Source organism: uncultured Bradyrhizobium sp., assembly GCF_936928535.1.
GTDB lineage: Bacteria > Pseudomonadota > Alphaproteobacteria > Rhizobiales > Xanthobacteraceae > Bradyrhizobium.
On sequence record NZ_CAKZHY010000046.1, the window covers coordinates 1 to 25507 of the forward strand.

The 25507-nt window shown below is 63.5% G+C and carries 30 protein-coding genes; 16 read left to right on the forward strand and 14 right to left on the reverse strand.

Annotated features, from left to right (window positions below; all coding sequences use genetic code 11):
- Window positions 1-50 precede the first annotated feature (50 nt).
- The 4 genes from Q0687_RS05495 to Q0687_RS05510 all read right to left on the reverse strand — a co-directional run bounded on the left by Q0687_RS05495 (window position 51) and on the right by Q0687_RS05510 (window position 3049).
- Window positions 51-548 carry a VOC family protein gene (locus tag Q0687_RS05495; RefSeq protein ID WP_298873215.1) on the reverse strand — a complete coding sequence of 166 codons (498 nt, stop codon included), beginning with the start codon at window positions 546-548 and terminating at the stop codon, window positions 51-53.
- Window positions 549-694: 146 nt separating this feature from the next.
- Window positions 695-1000, reverse strand: a complete 306-nt coding sequence (locus Q0687_RS05500; protein ID WP_298873216.1) for a hypothetical protein — start codon at window positions 998-1000, stop codon at window positions 695-697.
- A gap of 77 nt (window positions 1001-1077) precedes the next feature.
- Window positions 1078-1743 (reverse strand): helix-turn-helix domain-containing protein, encoded by a 666-nt coding sequence (locus Q0687_RS05505; protein WP_298873217.1) that lies wholly within the window; start codon window positions 1741-1743, stop codon window positions 1078-1080.
- A 229-nt stretch (window positions 1744-1972) separates the two neighbouring features.
- Window positions 1973-3049 carry a methyl-accepting chemotaxis protein gene (locus Q0687_RS05510; RefSeq protein WP_298873219.1) on the reverse strand — a complete coding sequence of 359 codons (1077 nt, stop codon included), beginning with the start codon at window positions 3047-3049 and terminating at the stop codon, window positions 1973-1975.
- Window positions 3050-3323: 274 nt separating this feature from the next.
- On the opposite strand from Q0687_RS05510, the gene recJ reads away from it, so the two are divergent.
- From recJ to Q0687_RS05525, 3 genes are all read left to right on the forward strand, one after another.
- Entirely contained in the window at window positions 3324-5165 is a 1842-nt protein-coding gene (gene recJ / locus Q0687_RS05515; RefSeq protein WP_298873221.1) for a single-stranded-DNA-specific exonuclease RecJ, read from the forward strand.
- A gap of 100 nt (window positions 5166-5265) precedes the next feature.
- Window positions 5266-6075 carry a glucose 1-dehydrogenase gene (locus tag Q0687_RS05520; protein ID WP_298873223.1) on the forward strand — a complete coding sequence of 270 codons (810 nt, stop codon included), beginning with the start codon at window positions 5266-5268 and terminating at the stop codon, window positions 6073-6075.
- Window positions 6076-6171: 96 nt separating this feature from the next.
- Window positions 6172-6963: an aldolase gene (locus Q0687_RS05525; RefSeq protein ID WP_298873226.1), complete on the forward strand. Its 792-nt coding sequence runs from the start codon at window positions 6172-6174 to the stop codon at window positions 6961-6963.
- Between the two features lie 7 nt (window positions 6964-6970).
- On the opposite strand, the gene Q0687_RS05530 is transcribed toward Q0687_RS05525, so the two are convergent.
- Window positions 6971-8203 (reverse strand): lytic murein transglycosylase, encoded by a 1233-nt coding sequence (locus Q0687_RS05530; protein ID WP_298873227.1) that lies wholly within the window; start codon window positions 8201-8203, stop codon window positions 6971-6973.
- A 135-nt stretch (window positions 8204-8338) separates the two neighbouring features.
- On the opposite strand from Q0687_RS05530, the gene Q0687_RS05535 reads away from it, so the two are divergent.
- The 3 genes from Q0687_RS05535 (at window position 8339) to Q0687_RS05545 (ending at window position 9163) form a co-directional block, all read left to right on the forward strand.
- On the forward strand, window positions 8339-8593 hold the full coding sequence (locus tag Q0687_RS05535; protein ID WP_298873229.1) for a hypothetical protein: 255 nt from the start codon (window positions 8339-8341) through the stop codon (window positions 8591-8593).
- 60 nt (window positions 8594-8653) lie between these two features.
- Window positions 8654-8905, forward strand: coding sequence for a hypothetical protein (locus Q0687_RS05540; protein WP_298873231.1), 252 nt, complete (start codon window positions 8654-8656; stop codon window positions 8903-8905).
- A gap of 84 nt (window positions 8906-8989) precedes the next feature.
- Entirely contained in the window at window positions 8990-9163 is a 174-nt protein-coding gene (locus Q0687_RS05545) for a hypothetical protein (protein ID WP_298873233.1), read from the forward strand.
- A 6-nt stretch (window positions 9164-9169) separates the two neighbouring features.
- On the opposite strand, the gene Q0687_RS05550 is transcribed toward Q0687_RS05545, so the two are convergent.
- Complete coding sequence (locus Q0687_RS05550; protein ID WP_298873262.1) at window positions 9170-9694, reverse strand: MarR family transcriptional regulator; 525 nt, start codon at window positions 9692-9694, stop codon at window positions 9170-9172.
- Window positions 9695-9748: 54 nt separating this feature from the next.
- On the opposite strand from Q0687_RS05550, the gene Q0687_RS05555 reads away from it, so the two are divergent.
- On the forward strand, window positions 9749-10228 hold the full coding sequence (locus tag Q0687_RS05555) for a carboxymuconolactone decarboxylase family protein (protein WP_298873235.1): 480 nt from the start codon (window positions 9749-9751) through the stop codon (window positions 10226-10228).
- 21 nt (window positions 10229-10249) lie between these two features.
- On the forward strand, window positions 10250-10747 hold the full coding sequence (locus Q0687_RS05560; protein WP_298873264.1) for a cupin domain-containing protein: 498 nt from the start codon (window positions 10250-10252) through the stop codon (window positions 10745-10747).
- Window positions 10748-10806: 59 nt separating this feature from the next.
- Here the strand turns inward: Q0687_RS05560 and Q0687_RS05565 are convergent, their stop codons facing one another.
- Both Q0687_RS05565 and efp read right to left on the reverse strand, forming a co-directional pair.
- The gene (locus Q0687_RS05565) at window positions 10807-12429 is read right to left on the reverse strand and encodes a M23 family peptidase (protein WP_298873236.1); all 1623 of its coding nucleotides are present in this window, start codon (window positions 12427-12429) and stop codon (window positions 10807-10809) included.
- 17 nt (window positions 12430-12446) lie between these two features.
- Window positions 12447-13013 (reverse strand): elongation factor P, encoded by a 567-nt coding sequence (efp, locus tag Q0687_RS05570; RefSeq protein WP_298873237.1) that lies wholly within the window; start codon window positions 13011-13013, stop codon window positions 12447-12449.
- A gap of 162 nt (window positions 13014-13175) precedes the next feature.
- Between efp and epmA the strand changes: the two genes are divergently transcribed.
- From epmA to Q0687_RS05585, 3 genes are read left to right on the forward strand one after another with little or no spacing between them, the layout of a single operon-like run.
- On the forward strand, window positions 13176-14228 hold the full coding sequence (epmA, locus tag Q0687_RS05575) for an EF-P lysine aminoacylase EpmA (RefSeq protein WP_298873239.1): 1053 nt from the start codon (window positions 13176-13178) through the stop codon (window positions 14226-14228).
- Window positions 14225-15319, forward strand: a complete 1095-nt coding sequence (locus tag Q0687_RS05580; RefSeq protein WP_298873241.1) for a lysine-2,3-aminomutase-like protein — start codon at window positions 14225-14227, stop codon at window positions 15317-15319. Before epmA ends, Q0687_RS05580 begins: the two co-directional genes overlap by 4 nt.
- Window positions 15320-15359: 40 nt before the next feature.
- The gene (locus Q0687_RS05585; protein ID WP_298873266.1) at window positions 15360-15614 is read left to right on the forward strand and encodes a hypothetical protein; all 255 of its coding nucleotides are present in this window, start codon (window positions 15360-15362) and stop codon (window positions 15612-15614) included.
- 108 nt (window positions 15615-15722) lie between these two features.
- On the opposite strand, the gene Q0687_RS05590 is transcribed toward Q0687_RS05585, so the two are convergent.
- From Q0687_RS05590 to Q0687_RS05615, 6 genes are all read right to left on the reverse strand, one after another.
- Entirely contained in the window at window positions 15723-16808 is a 1086-nt protein-coding gene (locus tag Q0687_RS05590; RefSeq protein ID WP_298873243.1) for a 3-deoxy-7-phosphoheptulonate synthase, read from the reverse strand.
- A 235-nt stretch (window positions 16809-17043) separates the two neighbouring features.
- Window positions 17044-17622: an HdeD family acid-resistance protein gene (locus Q0687_RS05595; protein WP_298873246.1), complete on the reverse strand. Its 579-nt coding sequence runs from the start codon at window positions 17620-17622 to the stop codon at window positions 17044-17046.
- A gap of 69 nt (window positions 17623-17691) precedes the next feature.
- Entirely contained in the window at window positions 17692-18732 is a 1041-nt protein-coding gene (locus tag Q0687_RS05600) for a PrsW family glutamic-type intramembrane protease (RefSeq protein WP_298873248.1), read from the reverse strand.
- 556 nt (window positions 18733-19288) lie between these two features.
- A complete protein-coding gene (locus Q0687_RS05605) occupies window positions 19289-19546 on the reverse strand; it encodes a hypothetical protein (protein ID WP_298873268.1) in 258 nt (85 codons plus the stop codon).
- A 147-nt stretch (window positions 19547-19693) separates the two neighbouring features.
- Complete coding sequence (locus tag Q0687_RS05610) at window positions 19694-20320, reverse strand: PilZ domain-containing protein (RefSeq protein ID WP_298873250.1); 627 nt, start codon at window positions 20318-20320, stop codon at window positions 19694-19696.
- A gap of 215 nt (window positions 20321-20535) precedes the next feature.
- The gene (locus tag Q0687_RS05615) at window positions 20536-21192 is read right to left on the reverse strand and encodes a hypothetical protein (RefSeq protein WP_298873252.1); all 657 of its coding nucleotides are present in this window, start codon (window positions 21190-21192) and stop codon (window positions 20536-20538) included.
- Between the two features lie 230 nt (window positions 21193-21422).
- On the opposite strand from Q0687_RS05615, the gene Q0687_RS05620 reads away from it, so the two are divergent.
- The 5 genes from Q0687_RS05620 to Q0687_RS05640 all read left to right on the forward strand — a co-directional run bounded on the left by Q0687_RS05620 (window position 21423) and on the right by Q0687_RS05640 (window position 25417).
- The gene (locus tag Q0687_RS05620) at window positions 21423-23261 is read left to right on the forward strand and encodes an acyltransferase family protein (protein ID WP_298873253.1); all 1839 of its coding nucleotides are present in this window, start codon (window positions 21423-21425) and stop codon (window positions 23259-23261) included.
- Window positions 23262-23990: 729 nt separating this feature from the next.
- Window positions 23991-24296, forward strand: a complete 306-nt coding sequence (locus Q0687_RS05625; protein ID WP_298873255.1) for a hypothetical protein — start codon at window positions 23991-23993, stop codon at window positions 24294-24296.
- Window positions 24297-24341: 45 nt separating this feature from the next.
- Window positions 24342-24845, forward strand: coding sequence for a hypothetical protein (locus tag Q0687_RS05630; protein ID WP_298873257.1), 504 nt, complete (start codon window positions 24342-24344; stop codon window positions 24843-24845).
- A 110-nt stretch (window positions 24846-24955) separates the two neighbouring features.
- A complete protein-coding gene (locus tag Q0687_RS05635) occupies window positions 24956-25222 on the forward strand; it encodes a hypothetical protein (RefSeq protein WP_298873258.1) in 267 nt (88 codons plus the stop codon).
- Window positions 25223-25240: 18 nt separating this feature from the next.
- Window positions 25241-25417, forward strand: a complete 177-nt coding sequence (locus Q0687_RS05640; protein WP_298873260.1) for a hypothetical protein — start codon at window positions 25241-25243, stop codon at window positions 25415-25417.
- Window positions 25418-25507: the final 90 nt, after the last annotated feature.

Sequence of the window (25507 nt, forward strand, 5' to 3'; positions counted from 1 at the left end):
GCGCCAACTACTTCAGAAATTCAGGATATCAAACCTAATGCCATCACGCTTTAGCGCGCCGGCGATTGCGCAGGCGCGCGTGTCCCCAGGCGTTGGACGAGGCGGACCAAATATCCGTCGGGATCCTGCACGAGAAACTCGCGCTGCCCGACCTCGAGCTCGCCGACCCGATACCATGCCTCATTTGGCGGCTCGTAGAGCGGCCACTTCGCCCCGTCGAGCGCGTTCAGGATCGGATCGATGTGATCGACGACCATCTGGAAATTGATGCCGCGCCCGAACGGGCGCTGCATCTCGGCCGTCTCCCAGCGGCCGTTCAATTCACACAGCATCACCTGGAGGCGCCCCCTGATGAGATAGGCAAATCGGGCATCGGGACGGTCATAGGCGATCGCGAATCCGAGCAGGTCGCGCCAGAATGACAGGCTGGCTTCGATGTTCGAAACGCTGAGCTCGGGCACGAGATCGGCAAAGCCGTCCCGCGGCGCGTGTCCCGTGCTCGTGGAGGCGGCACGGGCAACGGGGTCGGAGAGTGGTGGTGTGGGCATTGCGGCGTCGCCTGATCCGGTGATCGTCAGTCAGGGTGGTTATCGCAGCGCAGCGATGCGAATGCCAGTCGCCAAATGATGCGGGCGAGTTGCGCTCCAGGAATTGCTTCACGATCAAGGCCAGGGCTCGGTCGTGAGCGAAGGAGTCACGCGGCCTGACTGCTCAAGGCGACCGAAGCAAAGCAGCGCCCGCGGACATCGATCGGCGGCTTACAAGCATGCCTGATCCCAGGTTTGGCGAGTGTCGGCAGCTGTGCGGGCGCGTTGTCGTGCGCGTGAGACCTGGTCAGCTTGACGGGCAGTCTGTCGCTTTTGGTTGCGCGAAGAACAATCTGACGCGCATCGGTCTGGTTTAGCCCCACGCTCCAAGGGGCATTCTGATGCACCACGATCGAGCTGGTAATCCCCACCAGGTAGGTCAGGGAGTGCAATGTGAGCGTCTTGATGAGCATGACCATTCCTCACGTTGGCCTTGCAGAGAGCTGAGCGGCTCGCGCCCGGCTTCAACTGGGCGGCTTCCGCCGCAAGATCAGGCGTCGAGCTTCGAAAGTCTGTTGCGATCCAGCACCTCGAGCCGTCGCTGGGTTGGTCCGTCAAATCGCAGGACCTGGTCGTCTCGCAAGATCGACAGGGCGCGTGAAACGGTTTCCAAGGTGAGGCCGAGGTAGTCTGCAATGTCCCGGCGCGTCATCGGCAGGTCCATGACTCTCGGATGTGCCAGCCGGTCGTCCATTTCGAGCAGGAATGCAGCGACCTTCTCCAGGGATGTCTTCCGTCCCAGGAGCAGCATGTGGTTCTCGGCGTGCTGGAGATTTTGGGTGACGAAGCCGATGAGGTGCTTGGGCCCGGCGGCTTGGTTTGGCATCGCCCCCAGAAGATTGCTTCGCGTCATGATGCGTACATCGGTCTCGACGATGGCTTCAGCGGTAAAGCGATGTGTTTCGTTGTTCTCGAAGCCGAACATGTCGCCGGGCAGATGAAACGCGTTGATCTGGCGTCGACCATCCGGGAGCAGCTTGTAGGTACGCACGGCTCCGGAGTTGATTTGGTAGACGTATTCCGCCTCTTCGCCCTCGCCGAAAATCTCGCTGCCCCTGCGATACCTGAATGCACTGCAGAACGCTCGATCTCCGGCAACGGCAGCCAAATGCCCGTCGATCGGACGCTGCGGCGCCGTATTGATCCTGACCAGCATGGGTCGCTCCTCCCGTGAATTTCGGGAATAATTGGCAGAGACGGCCATGCTGGATTTGATCGGGCGCAAACTTGCTGCGGCCTACGTATTTGTCCGGAGGACGGGGCCGGGTGTTTTGCCCGACGTGTCAAGCCACGCGCGCAAGCCTCATGACAACGGCGCTCTGGCTACTGTGCATGGGGTTGTTTTCACGATTTGGGGTGAGGAGCCGGGACGGCCGGCTCGGGCCTCACGCCCCGCAGACGATCACGCCGTACCAGCCGAGCCCGCGATAGGTCTCGTAGCCCGGCGTCGCATGGAAGGCGATCATCGTGCCCGAGCGGTCGTGGTAGAAGCCGGAGCGTTGGCCGTTCAGCGAGAGCGCGATGCGCTCGCTCAGAATGCCCTGGCCGTCGGAGGCGGCGATCACACGGAAATGCGAGTCGACCAGCAGCACGCGGGCCTTGTCGGCGTCGCCGACGCGCACGCCCTGCACGATCGCGCGTGCCTGCGATTCCCAGTCGAAATGGATGGCGAGCACGCCGATCGGCGCGCCGTGCGCCTCTCCGCCGGCGCGGACGCTGGCGCAGTAGGTCGCGACCTGGGCGTTCCCGAGCAACGGCTGGTTCTCGACGTCGCCGGCGACATAGTCGTCACCCGAGCGCAGGGTTTTCGCCTCGCGAAACCATTTGGTGTGGGCGACGTTCTGGCCGACGACGCGAAAACGATCCGCGCGGCCATTGGCGATGACATTGCCGTCGAGGTCGCAGAGCCAGAGGTCGAGATAAACGGTATAGGCGCCGAGGATGACGCCAAGGCGCTGCGAGGCGTGGGTGACCGCGGCCGGGGCGGGCGCGGCGGCGCAATCGACCACGGCGGAATCGGTCGCCCACCAGCGCACGTCGCAGGTGCGCTCATACAGGTTGCGGTCGATCAGCTCGATCGCGTTCAGGGACAGATCCATCATCCGCTCGCCGCGCGAGCGCTGGCTCATGCGCTCGATCGAGGCAACGAGATCGCCGGTACGCTTGGTCAGCTGCGTCTCGAGCTCGCGCGCGATGGTCTCGACCTGCTGGCCGACGCCGCGCACCTCCTGCGCCACCACCGCAAAACCCGCGCCCTGCGCGCCGGCCCGCGAGCTCTCGATGAGCGCGTTCAGCGCCAGCATCTTCATCTGGTTGGTGATCTGCTGGATCGACTTGGTCTTGTCGACCGCGATCTGGTTGACCTCCGCAGTCAGGCGGTTGATCAGCGCGGAGATGTCGGAATCGTCGTTATCGGGTTCGGTGGTAACAGGCTTGGATTTCAAGGCCGGCGCGGCAGACATCGGGGACTTCCCTTGGCAATGAGGCCTGACCTGCAATGACCCGGAACTAAAAATCACAGATCGAATATCGGTAGATTTCGAAGATTCTGCTAACGCCCACTTAATTTGCTGTCCGCGCCGCTGCTCAAATGGTAGTCAACTCGCCCAGCATTTCAGCAATCCACCGCTTTGTGGGCCGCTGACGTTGCAAATCGCCAGGGATTCCCGGTGAATCCTGCGATCGGAAGCGGCCGTCGCGCCGCTGCTCATGCCCGGACCACTTGAACCACGAATCATGACGCCGCCCGCCACAGCCTTGCCCGTCGAAATGCCCCAGGCCTTCCTGGGCGTGGCGCGCTCGCTCACCGACAAGCTCTGGCGCGACCGGCTGGACGCAAGAGGAGCGGCCAAGGCGCTCGCCATCGTGCAGCATCACCAATTGCCGGAGCTGCTGGCGCGGGTCCTGGCCGGCCGCGGCGTCGACATCGACGCTGTGCCTGATTTCCTCGATCCGACCATTCGAAAACTCATGCCGGATCCGTTCACGGTGACCGAGATGGAGGCCGCCGCGAAGCGCATTGCCGATGCGGCGGCGAAAGGCGAGACCGTCGCGATCTTCGGTGACTATGACGTCGACGGTGCGACGTCCGCGGCGCTGCTGGCCTGGCATTTGCGCCATTGCGGGCTCGACCCGCTGATCCACATTCCCGATCGCATCTTCGAGGGCTATGGCCCCAACGTCGAAGCCGTTCGAGGCCTCGCGGCCAAGGGCGCCACGCTGCTCGTCACAGTCGATTGCGGCACCACCAGCATCGAGCCGCTCGCCGAAGCGAAACGGCTGGGTATGTCGGTGGTGGTGATCGATCATCATCAGGCCGGCACGGAGCTGCCGGAGGTCGATGCGCTGGTGAATCCGAACCGGCTCGACGATCTCTCGGGTCTTGGCCATCTTGCCGCGGTCGGCCTCGTGCTGGTCACGCTGGTCGCCGTCAACAGGGAGCTGCGCCAGCGCGGCTTCTGGAACGCGGAGATGCCCGAGCCCGATTTGCTCGGCATGCTGCATCACGTCGCGCTCGGCACCGTCGCCGACGTCGCCCCGTTGATCGGGCTGAACCGCGCGTTCGTCGCGAAGGGGCTGATCGCGATGCGGCGGCGCGACCATGTTGGCCATACCGCGTTGATGGATGTGGCTCGGCTGAACGGGCCGCCCGAAGCCTGGCATCTCGGCTTCATGCTGGGACCGCGCGTGAATGCCGGTGGCCGCATCGGCCGCGCCGATCTCGGTGTCCGATTGCTGCTCGAAGGCGATAGCGTCGAGGCCGCGCGGATTGCCGCCGAGCTCGACCGCCTCAACAGCGAACGTCGCGTCATCGAGCAGGCGGCCGAAGCGCAGGCCGAAGCCGAAGCGCTCGCCTCGATCGGGCTGGAAGACAAGCTCGGCGTCATCGTCACCGCGTCCGAAGGCTGGCATCCCGGCGTGGTCGGCCTCGTTGCCTCCCGCTTAAAGGAGAAGTTCTCGCGGCCGGCCTTTGCGATTGCGCTGGAGCCCGGCGGGATCGGCACCGGCTCGGGCCGCTCGATTGCCGGCGTCGATCTTGGCAAAGTGGTGCGGCAGGCCGTGGCCGACGGCATTTTGCTGAAAGGCGGCGGTCACGCGATGGCCGCGGGCGTGACGCTGCGCAAGGAGAAGCTCGCCGAGTTTCGCGCCTATCTCGAAAACGCATTGGCACAGGACGTCGCCGAGGCGCGACACGTCAACGAGCTCTATATCGATGGCGCGGTCTCCGCGCGCGCGGTGACGACGGAGCTTGCGACCACGCTCAATCGTGCCGGACCGTTTGGCAGTGGCAATCCCGAGCCGGTGCTGGCGCTGCCGGCGCATCAGCTCGTCTTCGCCGAGGAGGTTGGGCAGGCTCATTTGAGGCTGCGCTTCAAGTCCGGCGATGGCGCGATCGTCAACGGCATCGCGTTCCGCTCGGTCGGGCAAAAGCTGGGTCACGCGCTTCTCGCCAATCGCGGCCAGCAACTGCATGTCGCGGGATCATTGTCAGTCGATCGCTACCAGGGCGCCGAGCGCGTGCAATTCCGCGTCATCGACGTCGCACTTCCGGACCAGGGGCCATCCGTGATTAGGTAGCGCATGATCCGGAAAAGTGCGAAGCGGTTTTCCGACCAGATCCTGCGCGAGGAATAACGGTCTCAAACAATAAGCCTCAAACAACAAAATGGGAGTGAACATGGCAGGGCAGGTTGAGGGCAAAGTCGCGCTGGTGACGGGCGGCGCGTCCGGAATTGGCGAGGCAATCGTCGAGCTGTTTGCGCGCGAAGGCGCAACTGTCGTCATCACCGACATCGATGAGTTGCGCGGCCCCGAACTCGCCACGCGCGTGACAAAGGCCGGCGGGAAAGCCATCTTTCTGGAGCAGGACGTCACCAGCGAGGAGCGCTGGATCGAGATCGTCGCCGATATCGCCAAGCGCTACGGCCGGCTTGATGTCATGGTCTCCAACGCCGGTATCGGAATTGCCGTGCCGTCGATCACCGACATGACGCTCTCGGACTGGCGCAGGCAGAATGCGATCAATCTCGACGGGGTGTTTCTCTCGGTGAAGCATTGCCTGCCGCTGATGCGCAAGCATGGCGGTGGCTCGGTCGTGATGATGTCCTCCCTCGCGGGCCTGCGCGGTGCGCCGGGCCTGTCCGCCTATTCGGCGACCAAGGGCGGCGTGCGGCTGTTCGCCAAATCGATCGCGATGGAGTGCGCGGCGGCCGGTGACGGCATCCGCGTCAATTCGGTCCATCCCGGGATCATCGACACGCCGATCTGGGGTAAGATTCCGACCGGCGCGACCGGGGCCGGCCAGAATGCGCCGATCGATCCGGAGGAGCGCGCCAAGATCGCGACCCCGCTTGGCCGCGCCGGCCAGGCCGCGGAGATTGCTTCCGGCGTGCTGTACCTGGCGTCAGATGCCTCGCGCTACGTCACCGGCAGCGAGCTCGTCGTCGACGGCGGCATGAATGCCGGCGCGGTGCCGCGTCGGGCGTGAGACTCGCAGGGCAGGGCGGCGGCCGCAGGGGCTGACGGGCAGGCGTCGGCGCTGTAAAACGCTGCCGTCTCCTGCCCGAAAGAGGTCTCCTTCGCCATGGCGCACAGCCTTCACGCCTCCTCACCTGCGGCCGTTCGCTCGAACCGGCCGGACCTCGCCACCGATGCGATCCGCACCGCGCGCGAGGATCTCGCTGCCTGCTTTCGCATGGCCGCGCGCAATGGTTTCGAGGAAGGTATCTGCAATCACTTCTCGGCCGTCGTGCCCGGCCATGACGATCTCTTCCTGGTCAACCCTTACGGCTACGCCTTTCGCGAGTTGACCGCGTCAAAGCTCCTGATCTGCGATTTCGACGGCCACGTGCTCGACGGTGACGGTGAGCCCGAAGCAACCGCCTTCTACATCCACGCCGAGATGCACAAGCGCCTGCCGCGCGCCAAGGTCGCGTTCCACACCCACATGCCGTATGCCACGGCACTGTCGATGACGGAGGGCGATCCGCTGATCTGGGCCGGGCAAACCGCTCTGAAATTCTACGGCCGCACGGCGGTCGACCGCGACTACAACGGCCTCGCGCTGGATAACCGCGAGGGCGCTCGGATTGCTTCAAGCGTCGGCGATGCCGACATCGTCTTCATGAAGCACCACGGCGTGATGGTGCTGGCGCCGACCATCGCGGACGCCTGGGACGATCTCTACTATCTCGAACGCGCTGCCGAAGTGCAGGTGCTGGCGATGTCGACAGGGCGACAGGTGCTGCCGGTCGATCCCGCGATTGCGGCCGCGACCTACAAGCAAATGCGCGAGGGCGATTCCGAATCCGCGCGGCTGCATCTCGCCGCGATCCGCCGCCAGCTCGATGCGGAAGAGCCGCAGTACCGGCACTGACGGGCCGCTACGATCCCTGCCGCAGCTTCGCCAGCACTTTCAGCCCGCCATATCCATCGGCTGGCGTAATCCCGGCGCGCTGCTGAAAATCCTTGATTGCTTTCATCGTGTCGTTGCCGACGCGCCCGTCGGTGCCACCGGTATCGAATCCGGCCTTGGTCAGCCGGGTCTGCATCTCCTGTACCTCGGCAAGCGTCAGCACGCGCTCGGAGCCGGGGAAGGGATGGATGAAGGGCGGCGCGCCGAGGCAGCGATCGCCGAGATGGCAGATCGCGAGCGCATAATTCATCGAGGGATTGTAGCTCTTCACCGCATAGAAGTTCGGTCCCAGCAGGAACGTCGGTCCGCCCGCAACAGGCGTCCACATCTGCGCGGATGCATTTGGCTGTGGGAACGGCTGGTCATCGGCGCGGGTGACGCCGGCTGTCTGCCACGCCGCATAGGTGCGGCTGCCGCTCATGTCGCCGGCCGCGCGCACCTCGTAGCCCCAATGCTCGCCACGGCGCCATTTGCCGCGATTGACGAGATATTTCGCCGTCGACCCCAGCGCATCGTCGGGCTTGCCGAACGGCGAAACCTTCCCGTCGCCATCATAGTCGATACCGACATTGAGCCAGACCTCCGGCATCCATTGCGAATTTCCCATCGCGCCGGCCCATGAGCCGCGCATTTCCTCGGGCGTGCTCCAGCCTTTGTCGACGATGCGCAGCGCGTTGATGAGCTCGGCCTCCCAATAGGCCTTTCGCCGCGGCTCATTCCAGGCAAGCGCGGCGAGCGAGGGAAACACCGGCGTCATGTGGTTCTGCTGCACCAGCGGATCACCGTAAGCGGATTCTACGCCCCACAGCGCCAGCAATGTGCCGCGCTCGACGCCGAAATCGCGTTCGATGCGCGCGAACAGTGCTTCGTTGTTCTTCAGCGCGATCTTGCCGTTGATGATGCGCCAGTCGGAGACGCGGCGATTGATGTATTGCCAGACCTGTTCATGGAATTCGGGCTGGTTGCGCATCTGCTTGAACACGCTCATGTCGGGTTCGACGCGGGCCATCGCGCGTTGCCACGTCGCGGCCGAAATGCCCTTGGCCATGGCGCGGGCACGAAAACCCTCGCGCCATTCGTCGAAGCCGGGCGGCGACGCAAGCACTTGCGGCGGCGCGATGAGCAGCGTCGCGGCGCCGAGCGAGGATTGGAGCAGGGCGCGGCGGGTGATGCGATTGTCCGAGGAATCAGCTTGTTTCATAGGAACATTGTAGCCGGAATCATGCGGCTGTGGGGCAGTTCCCGGAACACGAGCGGCCTCTACATCCCACATGTTCCGGACGGAACAAAGTGTCGCACGTCCGCATTCTCTTCGCACAACATCGAGGAGGACAAGATGCGGAAATATCTGTTTGCAGCGGCCATGGTCACGGCTATTGCGGCTCCGGCTTTCGCGGATGAGGTCGGCGTTCACGTCGGTCCGGTCGGTGCCGGCGTGACGGTCGGCGAGTCCCACGAATATCGTGACCGCGATCGCGATCGGACCACGGTCATCAAGGAGCGTGAACCCGCTGACCGCACCACGGTCATCAAGAAGCAGGATGAATTCGGCAACCGCAGCAAGACCGTGATTCACCACGACAACGACTGACGAAGCAGGGCCCTGGCCGATCGCCGGGGCCCGCTTTTTTCAGCGAGACTTTGGGGTGGAATGAAGATACGCGCGCATGCGGAAAGCCATGTGGTCGAACTCGACGACGGATCGTGCTGGCAGATTTTTCCCGGCGATCTTGCGGCGACGCTGAGCTGGAAACCTGAAACCGAGCTGCACCTGGCGCCCAGCGGCGACCGGGTAAGTTCGCATGTGCTGATCAATGCGACGGACCAGAGCCGCGTCCGTGTGATCGCCGCAGGTGAAGGCTGGCCCGACGGCGAGGTTAAGAAAGTGTTGAAGGGCGGATAGGCGGCATCTGCGCGATGCCGAATATCGCCATTCTCGAGCGCGTTGCTTACGCTCGGTTCGCTTCTGTCTGCGCAGAATGCGCCCATGCGCGAGCTGTTCGACATCATCCGTGTCAATCCCTGGCCGTTCGGCGCCGGGTTGTTCGTCGTGATCCTGATGATCATCGCCGAGAATTTTGGTCGCGGCATTCAGGGTGACGGCGCCGCGGGTGGCGATTTCGGTGGCTGCGATGGCGGAGACGGAGGAGGCTGCGATTAGCCTCGCTTAGTCCTCCTGCAATTCCGCCGCAACGTTGGCGAGCCAGCGGCGAATGTTTGCCTCCGCCTTGACATCGAGGCCATTGGCCAAACGCTTCTCCAGCTCATTCACACGTTCCCGGCAGGCCTTCAGCAGCGTCGCGCCGCGCGGTGTCAATGTCCATTGCTGGATGCGGCCGTGAACGGGATGCGGCGTCATCATGATCGCGCCGTCGCGCTCGAGGTTGCGGATGATCACTCCGACGGTCTGCGGCGTCAGGAAGGTGAGGCGGGCGACGTCCGCACCTGACAGGCCCGGATAGGCGTTCAGCATGGTCAACACGGCGAATTGCGGCGATGTCACGCCTAGATCGGCCAAAGTGCGTTCCATCTTGAGCCGGACGGCGGCGTGGGCCTGGCGCAGCAGGTAGCCCAGATAGCCCTGCTCGCCGCGCTTGCCCTCGCCGGGGGCGGGGACGTGCACCGCGGCCTCCTCGCTGGATGCCCTCTGCTCCGGTTTCAATTTCGTGATGCTGGCCGGCTTGCGCATAATGTAAGAGCTCTTATAATATGTAAGCAGTCTTATAATATCACGAGGTGAACCGCAATGTCACACGCGCGCAGCGAATACGAGGATTTCAAACGAATTACGCCCGACGCGTACGATCTGGTGCTGGCGCTCGGTCAGGTCGCGGCCAAGGCGGGGCTCGACAAGCAACTGCTCGAGCTGGTCAAGCTGCGTGCCTCGCAGATCAATGGTTGCGCCTTCTGCGTACAGCATCATGTGCTTCTCTCGGAGCGGCTCGGGGTGTCGGCCGACAAGCTGCATCTCGTCGCGGTCTGGCGCGAGGCACCGATCTACTCGGCGCGCGAGCGCGCGGCGCTGGCGTGGGCCGAGGCCCTGACCCTGATGCCCGACCGCTTCGGCGACGAAGTCTACGACGAGGTGCAGCGCGAATTCTCCGAGACCGAGCTGATGTACCTCACGTCGGCCATTGCCTCGATCAATGTCTGGAACCGTTTTGGCGCGGCCTTTCGCTGGACGCCACCGAAGCGGCAGGTTGCGGCCGGTGCCGCGGCATCCTGATTGAGACGAGGGGGGATGACCATGACGGCTATGAGGTTAGCGGCTGCGCCGCATCAATCGCGATCGATGGCTTTGGCCGTCGTCGGCGGGCTTATGTGTGCATTCGCGATCGGCAAAGCGCTGCCCGTGACAATGGATACGGTCTCGGACGCGCTATCGCCGCTCTGCGCGAGCGCCGCAGAAAGCTCGCCGCTCGATAAGGTCGAGCCGATCGGCTCCTACGCGCTGCCGAATGTTCCGGGCAAGCGTGTCACCATCGTGCGCGTGTTGTACGGTCCTGGCGGGTTTTCGCGGCCGCATCGCCACGCCGGCTCGGTGACCGCCTACATCACCAAGGGCGAGATCCGCTCCCAGCTTGGCGGCGGTCCGGTCGAGACGTTCGGTGTCGGCCAGTCCTTCTTCGAGCCGCCGGGCGCGACGCATCTGGTCTCCGCAAATGCCAGCACCACGGAGCCTGCTGAACTGATCGCCGTATTCGTGGCAGATGAAGGCGCGCAGCTCACGACGTATCTGGATTAGCTGGCCGATCCTATCCCGGATGTCGCTTCGCTCGTCCGGGATACGATCGACGTGGCCGCTCAATTCTCTTCGCTGCTCGATCCCTCGTGCAGATCGGGCTTGATGACATCTTCGGGCAGCGCGTGCGCGACCGGTTGCGGGGTGCCCGCGATCTCCGTGCCGATCTCGCGCCCGCGGCCATGGATCAGGCGCTCATAGGCCGAGACCAGCGTGACGTAGGGACTGACCCAGATCCAGCCGTCGCGGGTGAACACCTGGACGTCGAAATGCAGGTGCATTGACGTACCGGCGGGATGATCGAGATAGTTCGAGATCACGCCTATCTTCTCGCCCTCGTTGACAATGCGGCCGTTGAGCACCCCGTCGGCGTTCAACGCCTGCGGATTCATGTGCATGTAGCGAAAGCGGATGTGCTCGGTGCGGCTGTTGACTTCAAGCGTCGCCGCCTGATCCTTGGAGGACCGGATCACCATGGCGTCGCGGACGGCAACGACGCCGCGTTGCTTGGGATCGCAGGGCTCTCGGGTATCGCCGGGAGAGGGGCAGTCGGCGGCGCGGATATCCTCGCCCTGGTGGCCGTAGCCGCCGGCGCATTGCCAGACCTCGAAGCTGCGCGACTCGCAGAAATTGTCACGCCAAGGATAGGCGGTTGGGCCGTCGTCCTTGTCGCGCTTGGCGTAGGACTGCGAATGCACGAAGGCCGGTGCCTTCTCTAGCGGGAAGCGGATCTGCGCATAGGCCATCGCATCAGGATGGCCGCCCTGTTTGCGATAGCCGGTGTTCGGGATGATGTCACCGCTGGGCCGGTAGCCGAAATCCGCCGAACGCGGGGCGGGACGATCGATCACGTAGGAGGCAACGTCCATCAGCGGCCGCATGCGCTGGCCGCCTGCGACGTGCAGCGCCCTCAGGAAGCGCTCGGCAACGGGATACGCCTCCTTGCACGCGAGCCGCCGTGGTTTTGCGACGCTGTCCAGGCACTGGATCGACACCACATAGGCAACGCCAAACCGCGTGAAGGCGTAGCGCACATAGCCTTCGCGGATGAACTTGCGCAGGTCCGGATAAATAGTCGCAAGCGGCTTGACCGGCTCGCCCTTGCCGGCGGCGGGATCGGCGATGTCGTAGACGAGGGCCGATCCCGTGATCTGAATCTCGACCGGCCTCGTGAAGACGCGTGTCGGCATGCCGTCGCCGGCGCCAGGCTCGAGCGAGAAACTCGCGGTGTAGCCGGCAGGGCCGGCGTCGAACATGTCGACAGGATTGAAATCGGCCTGGTAGCGCGAAAGCGCTGGCGTGGCCGGGGCGCCGTTGCGTTGCGCCTCGAGATAGGCGGCAGCATCGAACGGCAGCAGCACGGGAACCGAGCTGCGGGCAATGCCGGTGAAGAATTGCGAGGAGACCGCGTTGAGCTGGACCAGCGCCGGCATCGCACGCGGATCAAAGCGCGGCACCGATCGACGCGGCACGAAGATGAAATCGCCTGCGATCGGCGGGCGGCTGTTGATCTCGGTGCGGAGCTGGTCCAGCGCTACGCGCCAATCGACGCGCAGGGCTGTGAGGGACGGGCTGCGGATCTCGTCCGCAGCGACCGGCGTGGCGGTGAGGAGTGCCAATGACGCCAGAAGCAGCGAGACGAAGCGGAAATTCTTCCCAACCACTGTCTCGCCCCCCGGCGGCAACTGTCCTGATCCTTCGTTTAGTCCTTGGCGCGCTCGGAGTAGGAGCCGTCTTCGGTCATCACCACGATGCGGGTACCGACCGAGATGTGCGGCGGCACGGTGGTGCGGATGCCGTTGGAGAGCACGGCGGGCTTGTACGATGACGAAGCCGTCTGGCCCTTGGTGACCGGCTCGGTCTCCACCACTTCCAGCGTCACGCGCTGCGGCAGTGCGAGCGAGACCACGTTGACATCGTGGGTCGACAGCTTGACGATCATCTCTGGCTGAAGATAGGCAGCCGCGTCACCGACGACGTCCTTGGGCACCTGGACCTGGTCGTAGGTCTCGGGATTCATGAAGTGGAAGCCGTCGCCATCTTCATACAGGAAGGTGTAGTTGCGCTCTTCGATCGTGGCCTTTTGGACCTGGTCGGTGGTCTTGTAGCGCTCGGAGATCTTTACCCCGTCCGAGATTCGGCGCATTTCGATCTGGCTGACCGGCGTGCCCTTGCCGGGATGGATGTTCTCGGCGCTCACGACGACATAGAGCTTGCCGTCTTGCTCGATCACGTTGCCCTTGCGAATAGAACTGGCGATGACTCTCAAAGCTATATTTCCTGCTTGCTTGGCCCGGCACCGGCCAGGACGTGGTCAAATCGATGGGGGACTTGGGGCCTCAAATCAGACCTCAGCGCCCGTTTCGGGCCGCAACATACTGATTTTGCCGTTGGATGCCAGCACTTTGCTGGCTGAGGGGGTGGTCGGTTAATGGCTGGGGACAAGCCGATATCGCCGTTCTGGACCCCCGCGCGGCACCTCGACCGGCGGCCGTTCCTCCAGGCGAGGGGGGCCGTTACCGGGGCCGTCAGGGCCTTTTTCGCCGAGCAGGGCTTTGTCGAGGTCGAAACCTCCATCCTCCAAGTGTCCCCGGGCAATGAGACCCATCTGCACGCCCCTCGGACCGAGTTGATCCGGCCCGATGGCAGCCGGGTTAGCCGATATTTGCGGACGTCGCCCGAATTCGCCTGCAAGAAGCTGTTGGCGGCAGGCGAGGAGCGGATTTTCGAATTCGCCCGGGTGTTCCGCGACCGCGAGCGCGGCGACCTCCACCTGCCCGAATTCACCATGCTGGAATGGTACCGGGCCGGGGCTCCCTATGACGCCATTATGGCCGATACGGTCGTGGTCATCGCCCATGCCGCGCAGGCAACCGGAATCGGGACCTTCGGCTTCCGGGGCCGGACCGCCGACCCCTTCGAAGAGCCGGAGCTGCTGACCGTTGCTGCCGCGTTCGAGCGCTTCGCCGGGATCGACCTGCTGTCGACAATCTCGGGCAACGTGGGTAATCGAGCCGGGCTCGCAGATGCGGCCGCCGGCAAGGTCCGCGTGGCCGGGGACGACACCTGGTCGGACATTTTCAGCAAGGTCCTGGTCGAACACGTCGAGCCGCATCTGGGGCAGGGGCGTTTAACCATTCTGTTCGAATACCCATCTCCAGAGGCGGCGCTGGCGCGGGTGAAAACGGACGACCCACGGGTCGCGGAGCGGTTCGAAGTCTATGCCTGCGGCGTCGAGCTCGCCAACGGCTTTGGCGAGCTCACCGATGCCGACGAGCAGCGCAAGCGCTTCACCGAGTCGATGGCAGAGAAGCAGCGTCGCTACGGCGAGGCCTATCCGCTGGACGAGGATTTTCTGGCCGCGGTCGCCGCAATGCCGGAAGCCAGCGGTGTCGCGCTCGGGTTCGATCGGCTGGTGATGCTGGCAAGCGGCGCAACACGGATTGATCAGGTGGTGTGGACACCGCCTACGGATGAGAGATGACCAGGACCAATCTTGCAAAGACATTGCGCGAGCCGGCCGAGCTCGTGGCGGCGGACCTCGTGCCTGCCACGGCGCTACCCGCGCTGGAACGCGTTGCCGCGCGTTATGCGGTTGCGATTACGCCTGACCTGGCCGAGCTGATCGATACCTCCGATCCCGACGACCCGATCGCGCGCCAGTTCGTTCCGACCGCCGCGGAGCTGCAGATGCAGCCGGGCGAGAACGCCGATCCGATCGGCGATTACCCGCATTCGCCTGTCTCGGGCATCGTGCACCGTTATCCCGATCGCGTGCTGTTCAAGCTCGTCCATGTCTGCGCAGTCTATTGCCGCTTCTGTTTCCGCCGTGAGATGGTTGGTCCGGGCAAGGAGAGCGCGCTGTCGGACAGCGCCTATCGCGCTGCGATCGACTACATCCGCGCCCATAGCGAGATCTGGGAGGTGATCCTGACCGGCGGCGATCCACTGATGCTGTCGCCGCGCCGGATCAGCGAGATCATGGCTGATCTTGCCGGCATCGATCACGTCAAGATCATCCGCCTTCACACCCGCGTCCCCGTTGCCGACCCTGCGCGTATCAGCGACGACATGGTCGCAGCGCTCAAGGTCAAGGGCGCGACCACCTGGGTCGCGCTGCATGCCAACCATGCACGCGAGCTGACGGATACGGCCCGGGACGCCTGCGCGCGGCTGGTCGATGCCGGGATTCCCATGGTGAGCCAGTCCGTGCTCTTGCGCGGCGTCAATGACAACATCGCCGCTTTATCGGATTTGATGCGCGCTTTCGTCGAATGCCGGATCAAACCTTATTACCTGCATCACGGCGATCTCGCGCCGGGCACTGCGCATCTGCGCACGACACTGGCGCACGGGCAGGAGCTGATGCGCGAGCTGCGTGGCCGGGTGTCAGGGCTGTGTCAGCCGGACTACGTGATCGACATTCCCGGCGGCGCGGGCAAGTCGCCGGTCGGGCCGAATTATGTGTTGGCGGTGCAAAATACCGCAGCCGATGCGGATGATGCCGCGCCAGAAACGCGCTATCGTATCGTCGACTATTGCGGCGACGTTCATCTATATCCGCCCGAGACGTGAGCGGTCAGGGGACGCCGGTTTCAGGAATGGAGGAATGGATATGAAGAAGATCATGCTCGCAGCGTCGATCGCAGTCTTGCTCGGTGGGGCGGCGGTCGCGCAGACCGGCAGCAAGGGATCATCGTCGTCGTCAGGCGCAAGCTCGGGATCGGTACCGGACGCGCCCGTCGGCCATCGTCAGCCGCGCGCCGGCGACGTGCCGAGCGAGAAGAATCTGAACGATCCGAACAATCCCGTGAACAAGGAAGACGCCCTGCTCGACAAGAAGATCAAGAGCATCTGCCGGGGCTGCTAAAGCATGATCCGGAAAAGTGTGAAGTGTTTTTCCGGAGAGATCATACCAGAAGAATGACAATTGCGGGCAGGGCGCGAACAGCATCGCCCCGCCCGCTCTTGAGCCTGATTACGCGGAGCGCTCGTGCAGTCCGGCGCGCGCGGTGTTGCGGCGGATCTCGACCGCATCGGCGAGCTGCTCGAGCACCGTGGCCGTGGTCGCCCAATCAATGCATCCGTCGGTGATGCTCTGGCCGTAAGTCAGCGGCTTGCCCGGCAGCACATCCTGGCGGCCAGCAACGAGATTGCTTTCGATCATCACGCCCATGATGCGGTTCTCGCCGCCTGAGATCTGGCCGGCGATGTCGGCCGCGACCAGCGGCTGGTTTTCCGGTTTCTTGCTCGAATTGGCGTGGCTCGCATCCACCATCACCAGCGGCGCGACGCCGGATTTTGAAAGCTCGTTGCAAGCCGCCGCGACGCTGGCCGCATCGTAGTTCGGCGTGGCTCCGCCGCGCAGGATGATGTGGCAGTCCTCGTTGCCCGCGGTCGAGGCGATCGCCGAACGGCCGAGCTTCGTCACCGCCATGAAGTGATGCGGATGCGAGGCCGACTTCACCGCGTCCGCGGCGATCCGCACATTGCCATCGGTGCCGTTCTTGAAGCCGACCGGGCAGGACAGCCCCGAAGCCAGCTCGCGATGGATCTGGCTCTCGGTGGTGCGCGCGCCGATCGCAGCCCAGGAGACGAGGTCGGCGATGTATTGCGGCGTCGTCATGTCGAGGAATTCGGTGCCGGCGGGCAGGCCAAGATTGTTGATGGCCGACAGCACGTTGCGCGCGAGCCGCAGGCCCTTGTTGATGTTGAAGCTGCCGTCGAGATCCGGATCGTTGATTAGGCCCTTCCATCCGACCGTGGTGCGCGGCTTCTCGAAATAGACCCGCATCACAATCTCAAGCTGGTCGGCGAGGTCTTCGCGCAAGTGCGAGAGGCGCTCGGCATAGTCGAGCGCGGCCTTGGGATCGTGCACCGAGCAGGGGCCGACGACGACCAGCAGCCGGTCGTCCTGGCCGTTGAGAATGGCGTGAATGGCGTTGCGCGAAGCCATCACCACGCGCGTCGCGGTGAGCGTGCGCGGGACTTCCCGCATCACGTCCTCGGGCGTGTTCAGCTCTTTCAGTTCGCGGATGCGAAGATCGTCGGTCGTGCTCAGCACGGCGGGCTCCTGTCTGTTTCGAGAACCTGCCGGCCAATAAAAAAGCCGCCAGGTCTGGCGGCTGTTCGGACTTTTGCTTCAATATCTTAGATTGAGCGCGATCCTCCTGCCGCCAGCAAGCTGTCGTAGCTAAAGTACCAAAAATAGCTGGTGGCGACGGTGATCATGGCCGGTCATATAGCGCGCCGACAGCGGGTTGTCACCCCCCAATCGGCGCGCGCGTTCGCGATGCGCCTCAACTGTTGCTCTTGCGCGCCGCCAGCGCCATGCCGATCAAGGTGGCTCCGCCGAACAAAAGGTTGATGCCGACGAGCACCCCGATAGCCCATTCCGCCGAGCTCGGCAGTCCCGTGATCACCATGAACGCGATCGCGATATCGACGAGGCCCGAGATCAGGAGCCACGACCAGCGCCCGCTCAGCTCGCGGCGATGTTCCAGCGCGTACATGATGGTGGTGACGCCCTCGGCGAGGAAATAGGCGCCGAGCACGATGGTCAGCGTCAGCACGGCCTGCATCGGGCGGGCCAGCAGCAACATGCCGGCGAGTACGGCGAGCGCCGCGGAGATCAGCGACCACCAGAAGCCCGGCATGGCGCGCGCCCAATAGGTCACGATCAATCCGCCGATACCGCTGATCAGGAACATCCAGCCGAGGAAGATCGTGATGGCGAGGCTCGCGAGGGGCGGCAGGATCAGCGCGGCGATGCCGAGGACGGCGAGCAAAATGCCTTCGAATAGAAAGGCCTTCCAATGCGCCTTCACCGCCTGGCTCATCGCGGATTGCAGCCGTGAAAATTCCTCAGGCGATGTCATCGGCAAGCTCCAGATCGAAAGATGCGCGCTCAATCTAGTACGCGCAGACGACGCATGCCATGCCGTGGATCAACCGCCGCCGTGCACTGACGAAAAACCGTCGCCTGATGTGCGGATGCGGTTGCGGCCGAGCACGTAGATCGCGGTCGTAACGACCAATAGCGCAAGACCCAGCAGAATCGAGACGAAGCCGATCGGGATCAGCGCGAGCGTCAAGTTGCGCTCCGGGTTGATCAGCCAGTGGTGGATCGAGGTCAGCACGAAGGCGAGGCCGAGGAAGCCGACGCCGCCGCCGGCAAGCCACAGCGCCCACATCCGGCGCAGCTGGCTGAGACGTTCTCGCGCGATATCGGTGCGGGGGGCGTGATGGCGCGCGACGCGGCGCACCAGGCGCATGGCGAAGGCAATCGAGCTGAAGCCAATCAGCAGGCTCGCGCCGCCGAGCCACATTCGCAAATTCGGATCGAGGTCCGGCATGCGCTGGAGCGTGAGCAGCGGGAAGTCGAAGGCCGAATGCAGCGCCAAGGGCCCAGCGAAGATCAGCAGGCGGCTGGAGAGGCGGGCCCAGTCGCGGTGATGGCGGTTCGCGCCCAGCGCCGTTCCGGCCCGGGCGATCGTCAGATAGGCGCCTGCGATGATGCCGAGCGCACCGTGAAACGGCACGGTCAGCACGCTGCGCAGCGCGGCCAGCGACCGCCACATCTCGGCATGCTGGACCAGATAAGCGAGGTTTTCGTAGGCCGCGAAGCCGAGGCCGACGGCGGCGCCATAGACCACGGTGTCCATGGGATTGACGAAGGTCCGCCGCTTGGTCGAGGACACGAGCACGATCGCAATCACCTTCACCGCCTCCTCGGGCAGCGCGACGCCGAACACCGAATGCATGGCGAGCGCCGCCCAGGGATTATCTGGCGCGGCAACCATCTTGGCGAAGGGAGCCCGGGCGAGGCCGAGAAGCGAAATGCTGGCTGCGCCGAGCAGGAAGGCTGTCCAGACCTGCGCCGGCGGGCCAGGACGTTCCTCGGCCGCAATCACGAGCCACAGCATCAGCAGCGCCGGGGCGATGGCGGCCGTTCCGATGACGGTGGGTAAAGCTTCAATCAGGTACATCGGCGTCGAAAATAGGTTCCCGTGGCCGGCATATCCACTCGTACCAATGCGACCATCTGTCATGCGCCGGCTGTCGCGTCGCTTAACAAGCTCGACAGCTGGCGTTCATCAGGACCGCTACGTGTAGAACACCAGCGCGATCAATTGCATGACACGACCGCCCGGCGACAGTCCGGCGTCTGTTCCTGGGCCGGAATTTCTAAGCTGGATCAACGTGGTGCGCCAGTCTCTTCGATTCACGATGCACGTCTGCGGGCAGCGAGTCCAGAGGCGGGATGAATCTCCCCCGGACAGCGCGAGGCTTGCTCGGGTACCTAGTCACGCTTGGCCGCGCGTCGGCGCGGCGGCGACGCAATTCGGCGGGCACGGATCTGCTCCAACTCCCAGAGGGCACGTACGAGGCACGTGCCAAGGCAGGAGACAAGAAGGAACAGCAGGAAGGCCTGATCGACGGCTGGGATCTGCATCATGACAATCATTAAGCAATGTGCGTGCCATGCGTTCCCATTCTCGCCTGCGCCGGGCGCTTAGGCGGTCAGGCGGGCACCTCCGACGCTCAATGCGTGGTGAAAGGCGGTGGGGCGTCGGGCGCGACATCAAAGGCGCCGAGATGGAACTCCCCGGCGATGGTCTCGTCCAACTCGGAAGGGTTTGCGAGCAGCGTGAATGCGGCTTGCGGGTATTGCTTCCAGATATCGAGATCGCCGGCCGTAATCGTCAGCCAGCCGAATGTGTACATGTAGCGGCCGGGCTCGGTAACCCGGCCGACCCGGTCCCAAGTGATCTTGTCAACTGTGATCTTGTCAACTGTGATCCTGTCGACTGCCATCCGGTCCCCCGATCGCAAGTCCGAACACGACGTTCGGCGCGCCGGACCGTCAAAGGCTGATCCTGCATTGGGGCCGGGATAGGGCAGCGATGCGCGGACAATCAGCTGACTGCAGGAGGCAGCGGGACGGCGTCAAGCCGGCTGCAGAACGGCCTGGCGCACCAGCAAACGGACGATGTCGTCGCGCTGCTGCCTCTCGGCGAACTTCACCGCAAAGCCATTTTCGAATTTGCGGATGACGCGCCCGACGCAGGCGCCGACTGCAAGGGGGGTCCCGAGTGGCGGGTCGTATTCGCAGGAGATCGCGACGCCGGCGGTGGAGACGTCGATGATGAAGCAGGAATGGCTGCTGCCGTCGGCCAGGGTCAGCATGGTGTGCGAGGCCTGCGGAACGAAACGCGCATCGCGCCGCAATTCCTCAATGCTGTCGTCCTTCTGCTTCTTCTCGAGCCAGGTCAACTTTTCCGACATCCAGGCGCGACGCGCCCGCGTCATGTCGAGCTCCATCAGGAAGCCCGACTTGAGCGTTGCGCTGATGGTGCACTGGAATTCGCCGAAATCCTGGAAATAGGAAGTTACGCGCTCGCCGACTTTACCGACGACCGGAACGTCCACGATCATGCGGAACGGCGAGACGCGCTTGGTGCGGCAGGCGAAGTTTCGCAGCTTGCCTTCGCAATCGTACCAGCGCGGCAGCGAATAGCTGCCGTTCACCGTCACTTCCACTGCACGCTGCCTGAGGAACTCTGCGACGGACATGGGCGCCAAAATTGTGTTTCGGATTGTTTCCGTAATTCCACGGTAGCAGTCAAATTCTAAGCAAATGATACCGGTGCTCAGGAGCAGGGGTAAATTTCTGGTAAACGAGCGGGCGGGAAGAGGGCCGGCGGTGGCGACAAAACGTCCCGATTATGGGGCGCGAGCATTCACAACCACGGCATTGCCGACGCTGTGCCCGCTCAAGCGGATCGAATTCAAACAGTGCCGAGCAGGACCGCCAGCACGAGCGCGGCGATCGCGATCACGAATTTGATTGTTGTAAAGATCAGGCTGTCGAACCGGATCTCCCATCCGAACCAAACGCGTGCACGGCGTATTGCGACTGATCCGAGCCCCTCGACCACAGAGAGCGCTATCGCCACCGCAGCGATGAAGGCCCACGATTGTGAAGGCGGCAGAAACGGTGCGAGCCAGCCGGGGGCCGAGGCCCGCAATGACGCGAGCAGGGCGATCCACCCGAACCATGACGCAAAGCCCTTGATGAGGTCGGGTCCAATCGCATCGGGGTCGAAGCGGATGCCAAGCGATGCGAAGGCGCTTTCGATGCGCTCGTCGTCAGCCAAGAACAGGAACGCGCCGAGATAGAGAGGAATGAGTGACATCGAGAAGATGGCGATCATGCCGAACAGGACGACGTAGCCGATGAGGTCAGCGAGGATGTTCCTGCCGCTCTTGCGGGATGGGGCCGAGGCGTGTGGCTGCGACGCCGATCTGGCGCGCGCCATGTGCTCGAGCATTTTGGCGCGCCGGTCCGGCGAATAGGGCGTCGCGCGGTTGATCCAGGCCGGGGGCGTGGCCGAAGCCGCGGGGGCTTCAGGCTGGCCTTCCGAGGTGGATTTGCGCTGCTCCATGGGCCGAACCAGGTCCTTCAATCCGTGAGGCGATCCGCCGTGGGTGAGGCGGTTTCCGTCGGACATTGGTCGTAGGTGCGGGGCGCGGAGGTTCATGCCGGGATGACTGATTTTGCCGGCTTCTCACCCCGGCGGCCGGGCCCCAAACCACGGGTGCCGGACGAAATTTCAAGAAATTGCTATGGCGTGTCTGATTGTGCCTGCCGAAGAATGCAGCTAGTGCAGGGGCAATGATTCCGTCCGAACATTATCGGCCAGATATTGACGGGCTCCGTGCCGTTTCGATCCTGCTGGTGGTCGGCTATCACGCGCATCCCTGGATGCTGCCCGGCGGGTTCATCGGCGTCGACATCTTCTTCGTCATCTCCGGCTTTCTGATCACGCGGATCCTGCTCGCGCCCGGCGGCATGCCGCTCGCGACTTTCTATGCGCGACGGATCAAGCGGATCTTTCCGGGGCTGATCGTGGTTCTCCTGGCCGCCTATGCGATCGGCTGGGCCATCCTGCTGCCCCAGCCGTTTCGTCTGCTGGGGGAGAACATCGTTGCGAGTGCACTGTTCGCCTCGAACTTGTTCCAGCTTGGGCAGGTCGGCTATTTCGCGCCGCTCGCTGCGGAGAATCCGCTGCTTCATCTCTGGTCGCTGGGCGTCGAGGAGCAGTTTTATATCTTCTGGCCGTTGGCGCTCATCGTGCTTAAGCGCTCATCCTATCGACGGCAGAACATCCTTGGCGCGATGCTGGTGTCGTTGGGCGCCAGCATGATCCTCGCTTGGGAAAACCCGGACTGGGGCTTCTACGCGCCGATCCCGCGCGCCTGGGAGCTGCTGATCGGCGGGCTGCTGACGGAAGCCAACCTTGTCAGGAAAAGCGACAGCAATATCCTCGGAGCCATCGGGCTCGGCGCGATCGTGGCCTCGGCACTGTTGTTCGACCGATCGATGCCATTTCCGGGTGCGTTGGCGCTCGTCCCCGTCCTCGGCGCCGCGCTTGACATCGTGTCGCCGAATGCCGCGACCAATCGCATGTTGTTGTCGAGCCAGCCAGCCGTGCTGCTTGGACTCGTCAGCTACCCGCTCTACCTCTGGCACTGGCCGCTCTTGGCCTATCTTGGAATCCTGCGGCACGGCGTGCCGAATTTTCTTGAAATCTGGGCCGCGGTCCTCGCCGCGTTCGCGCTGTCGATCCTGACCTATCGCTTCATCGAATTGCCGGTTCGTCATCGGCGCGGTGTGGTGCCGGCCCTGTCGATCACGCTGGCGTCGATCGCCGCGGTCGGCCCGGTGACAGTCGCGTCAGGCGGCTTCCTTTGGCGATTTCCGCCGGAGCTCCAGGCGATCGCGGCGGTCAGTACCGACGACAATCCGGCCTTCAGGGACCATTGTTTCCTGGAGGCGCCGGGGAGCAGTTTCGATGCAAGCTGTATCGAGCCGGGCGCCAAGCCGCTGCTCGTGCTGTGGGGCGATTCCAACGCCGCTGCGCTCTATCCGGCGATGAGCGATGCGGCGAGGCAGGCCTCGTTCCGCGTGGCGCGCTTCGCGGCGCCAGGCTGCACGCCGATCCTCGATGCGGGGCGGAGCGCAACGTGTAGGGATGCCAACGGCAAGGCCTTCGCGTTGATCGCGGCGTCCCACCCCGAGGTCGTGGTGCTGCACGCAATGTGGGGCTTTGACAACGACTTGGCGAAATTAGGCAGCACCATTGCCGCGCTTCGAAGCGCCGGCGTCCCGCGCGTGGTCGTGCTCGGGCCGCCGCCGGTGTGGAAGCGCACGCTTCCGCACGAGATCATCAACCACTATCGCTTTGCACACGAACTGCCGGACTGGCTCGGGACCGGCGTGTCGGGCCCGGCCGAGGACGAACTGATGGCGAATTTCGGCAAATCCGCCTCTGTCGATTTCGTATCGCTGCGGAAGGTGCTCTGCGACCAGCGGCAATGCCGGGTCCGAACGGCTGCAGGTGAGGTGATTGCAACGGATACGATTCATCTGTCGTCGGACGGGGCACGGCTGGTCGTCGACGCAATCGGCCGCGACCTGTTTCATGGGACCGATAGCAGACATCCCCAGTAATCTTCCGGTAAGCTTCGCCAACGACGTTTCTGTTGATCTCGCTCCCCAGTTGCGCTTGTGTACCGCCGGGTCTGGGGGACCATTTTGATGGCTATTTTCATGGCTGCAGCGTCTTGCGCTGCTGCGTTCGGTTTTGCAGTTGGTTTCGGTTCGAGCGGGCCCAATCAGGCCTGTGTCTCGCAATGGACATGACCGTGATGTCCGGCTGAGCGCGAAACACCGCTGAGCGACGTGGTTTAGGAGCCTGCCTAGGGGGGAAGGTCGTTTTCGCCAGATCTACCCCTTGGGACCGCGTCGGTCCTGAATTTCTCGCAAAGCCAAAATAGGATTTTGGAATTTTCAATATGGCCAGAGGTCGACGACCAAAACCAACGCACTTGCACCTGGTCACGGGCACTCACAGGCCATCGCGTCACGGCCGCAGAGAGGACGCGCGCGAAGCGGTCGCTATTGCGGCTCAATGCTTCGGTCCGCCGGTCAGTCCGAGATCTTTCAGAAAACTTCAACGAGAAGCTTGGGCAAAATTTATAACTCCGGCAACGTGGCTCGATGCGTCACGCGAACCTTCTGCAATCGCTCTGTGCGAGCTGTGGTCCGAATTCCGATCGGCGCCGGCACAATTTGCGGCTTCCCGACATAGCGCGCTGCGCGGCTATTTGGCAGATTTGGGCCTGACGGATGCGCGCAAGCGCGCTGTCGTGCAGGTGAAAGAGCGGGACGAGTTTTTTGATGACTGAGATGTCGCTGGAAGAGGCAAAGGCTCGCGTCCTTCGCATGTATGCGCCGCGAGACCCGGTCATCCTTATGGCCGTCGACACTGGAGCGGCGCGCCGCATGCGTGCGAAGCGCGCAAGAGAGGCGCTCGGTATTGATCTGATCCACGGCGTTCCAGTCCGTAACCTTTTTCGGCTCGTCGATCTTTTGATCGACGATGGCTGGCTCACCGAGAGCGCGCTTGACGACCAAAAGGCCCTCGCTGAAGCCGTTGGTAAATTTCTCGATTTCTGCGTGACGCGTAACTCGCTTTCGAAGTGAGGATCAGGGCAAGGTCCGCTCCAACGCGCAATGGAGCCCCATCGAATGCTCGCCAAGAAAATCGCCGAGAAGTACGAAGACACTCCCGACATACGCGCACTCGCTGCCGCGGTGCCGATCAGCTCTTCTCATCAATTGGCCGACCAGGCACTAAACGCGCTCCGCCAGCAGTACGACGCGCTCGCCGCCGAACAATCGGCGCGCATTCATTCGAATCATAAAAATCCGACACCGTCTGAATCGAAGATGATCGCCGAGACCCAGCCAAACCTCGAGCGCCTAAAACTTGATATCGAGCGCGGTCGTCAGAGCGTCTCGCTGTTCCGCACGGAACGCGCAAGGCAGGTCGCGAACGCACTTGCTCCCGCCCGCCGGCAAGCTGCAGCCAAGGTCCTGGAGCTTCTGGACGAAGTCGACGCCATGACGGAAATTCTGGTTGCGAGTTTGGACGAGATACGCCGCGCCGGAGACGCCACTGCTGGTTTTATCAATCCGGTACCAGCCGCAAGCCTGCGCGATCACGCCCGGCGGCTGGTCGTCGGAACATGAGACCAAACGAATTGGCCCGCGGGGTGTCCTTCCCCCGCACCGGAAACGGGCTGCCGTCGGCGTTGAACGAAGGCTTCGCTGGCGGCAGCGGCCATGACCATGGAGGTGAGATGAAAGACGTTGCGTTTCCTGCATCTCAAAAGTTGGAGCGCACTGAACGTGCGATGGCGCTCCTAGAGCGGATCAATCCATCAACGCGCAGTCCCGCATCTACTGCAGCTCGCTCGATCGCGGTGACTGTCGCCGATGCAGTGCGTGAAGCCGTCAACGGGGCAGTGCCCTACACGCAGCCGCTAATCGATGCGATCGACGATTACGTCCGGCAGATTACCGGCGACCGAACCAGGCTACATGCGGGGCATCACAGCATTGGGTAGGGGCTCGGGGGATCACTCATGATCTACCAGGTGTATGTCTTAGACGAGCTGGGAAATGCCCTGAGCATGGACCTTGTTGATTGCGCAACGGAGGAAGAGGCTCGAGCCAAGGCAGCCGCGCTGGTCGATGAACATCCCGTCGAACTTTGGTGCGGCAGCCGGCGCGTTGCGCGGTTCGAACCATTGCGGGACTGAGACAAACGGCTCCAGCGCTGATACGCAACGCTGCACTAAAGCGTGATGGCATTAGGTTTGATATCCTGAATTTCTGAAGTAGTTGGCGCA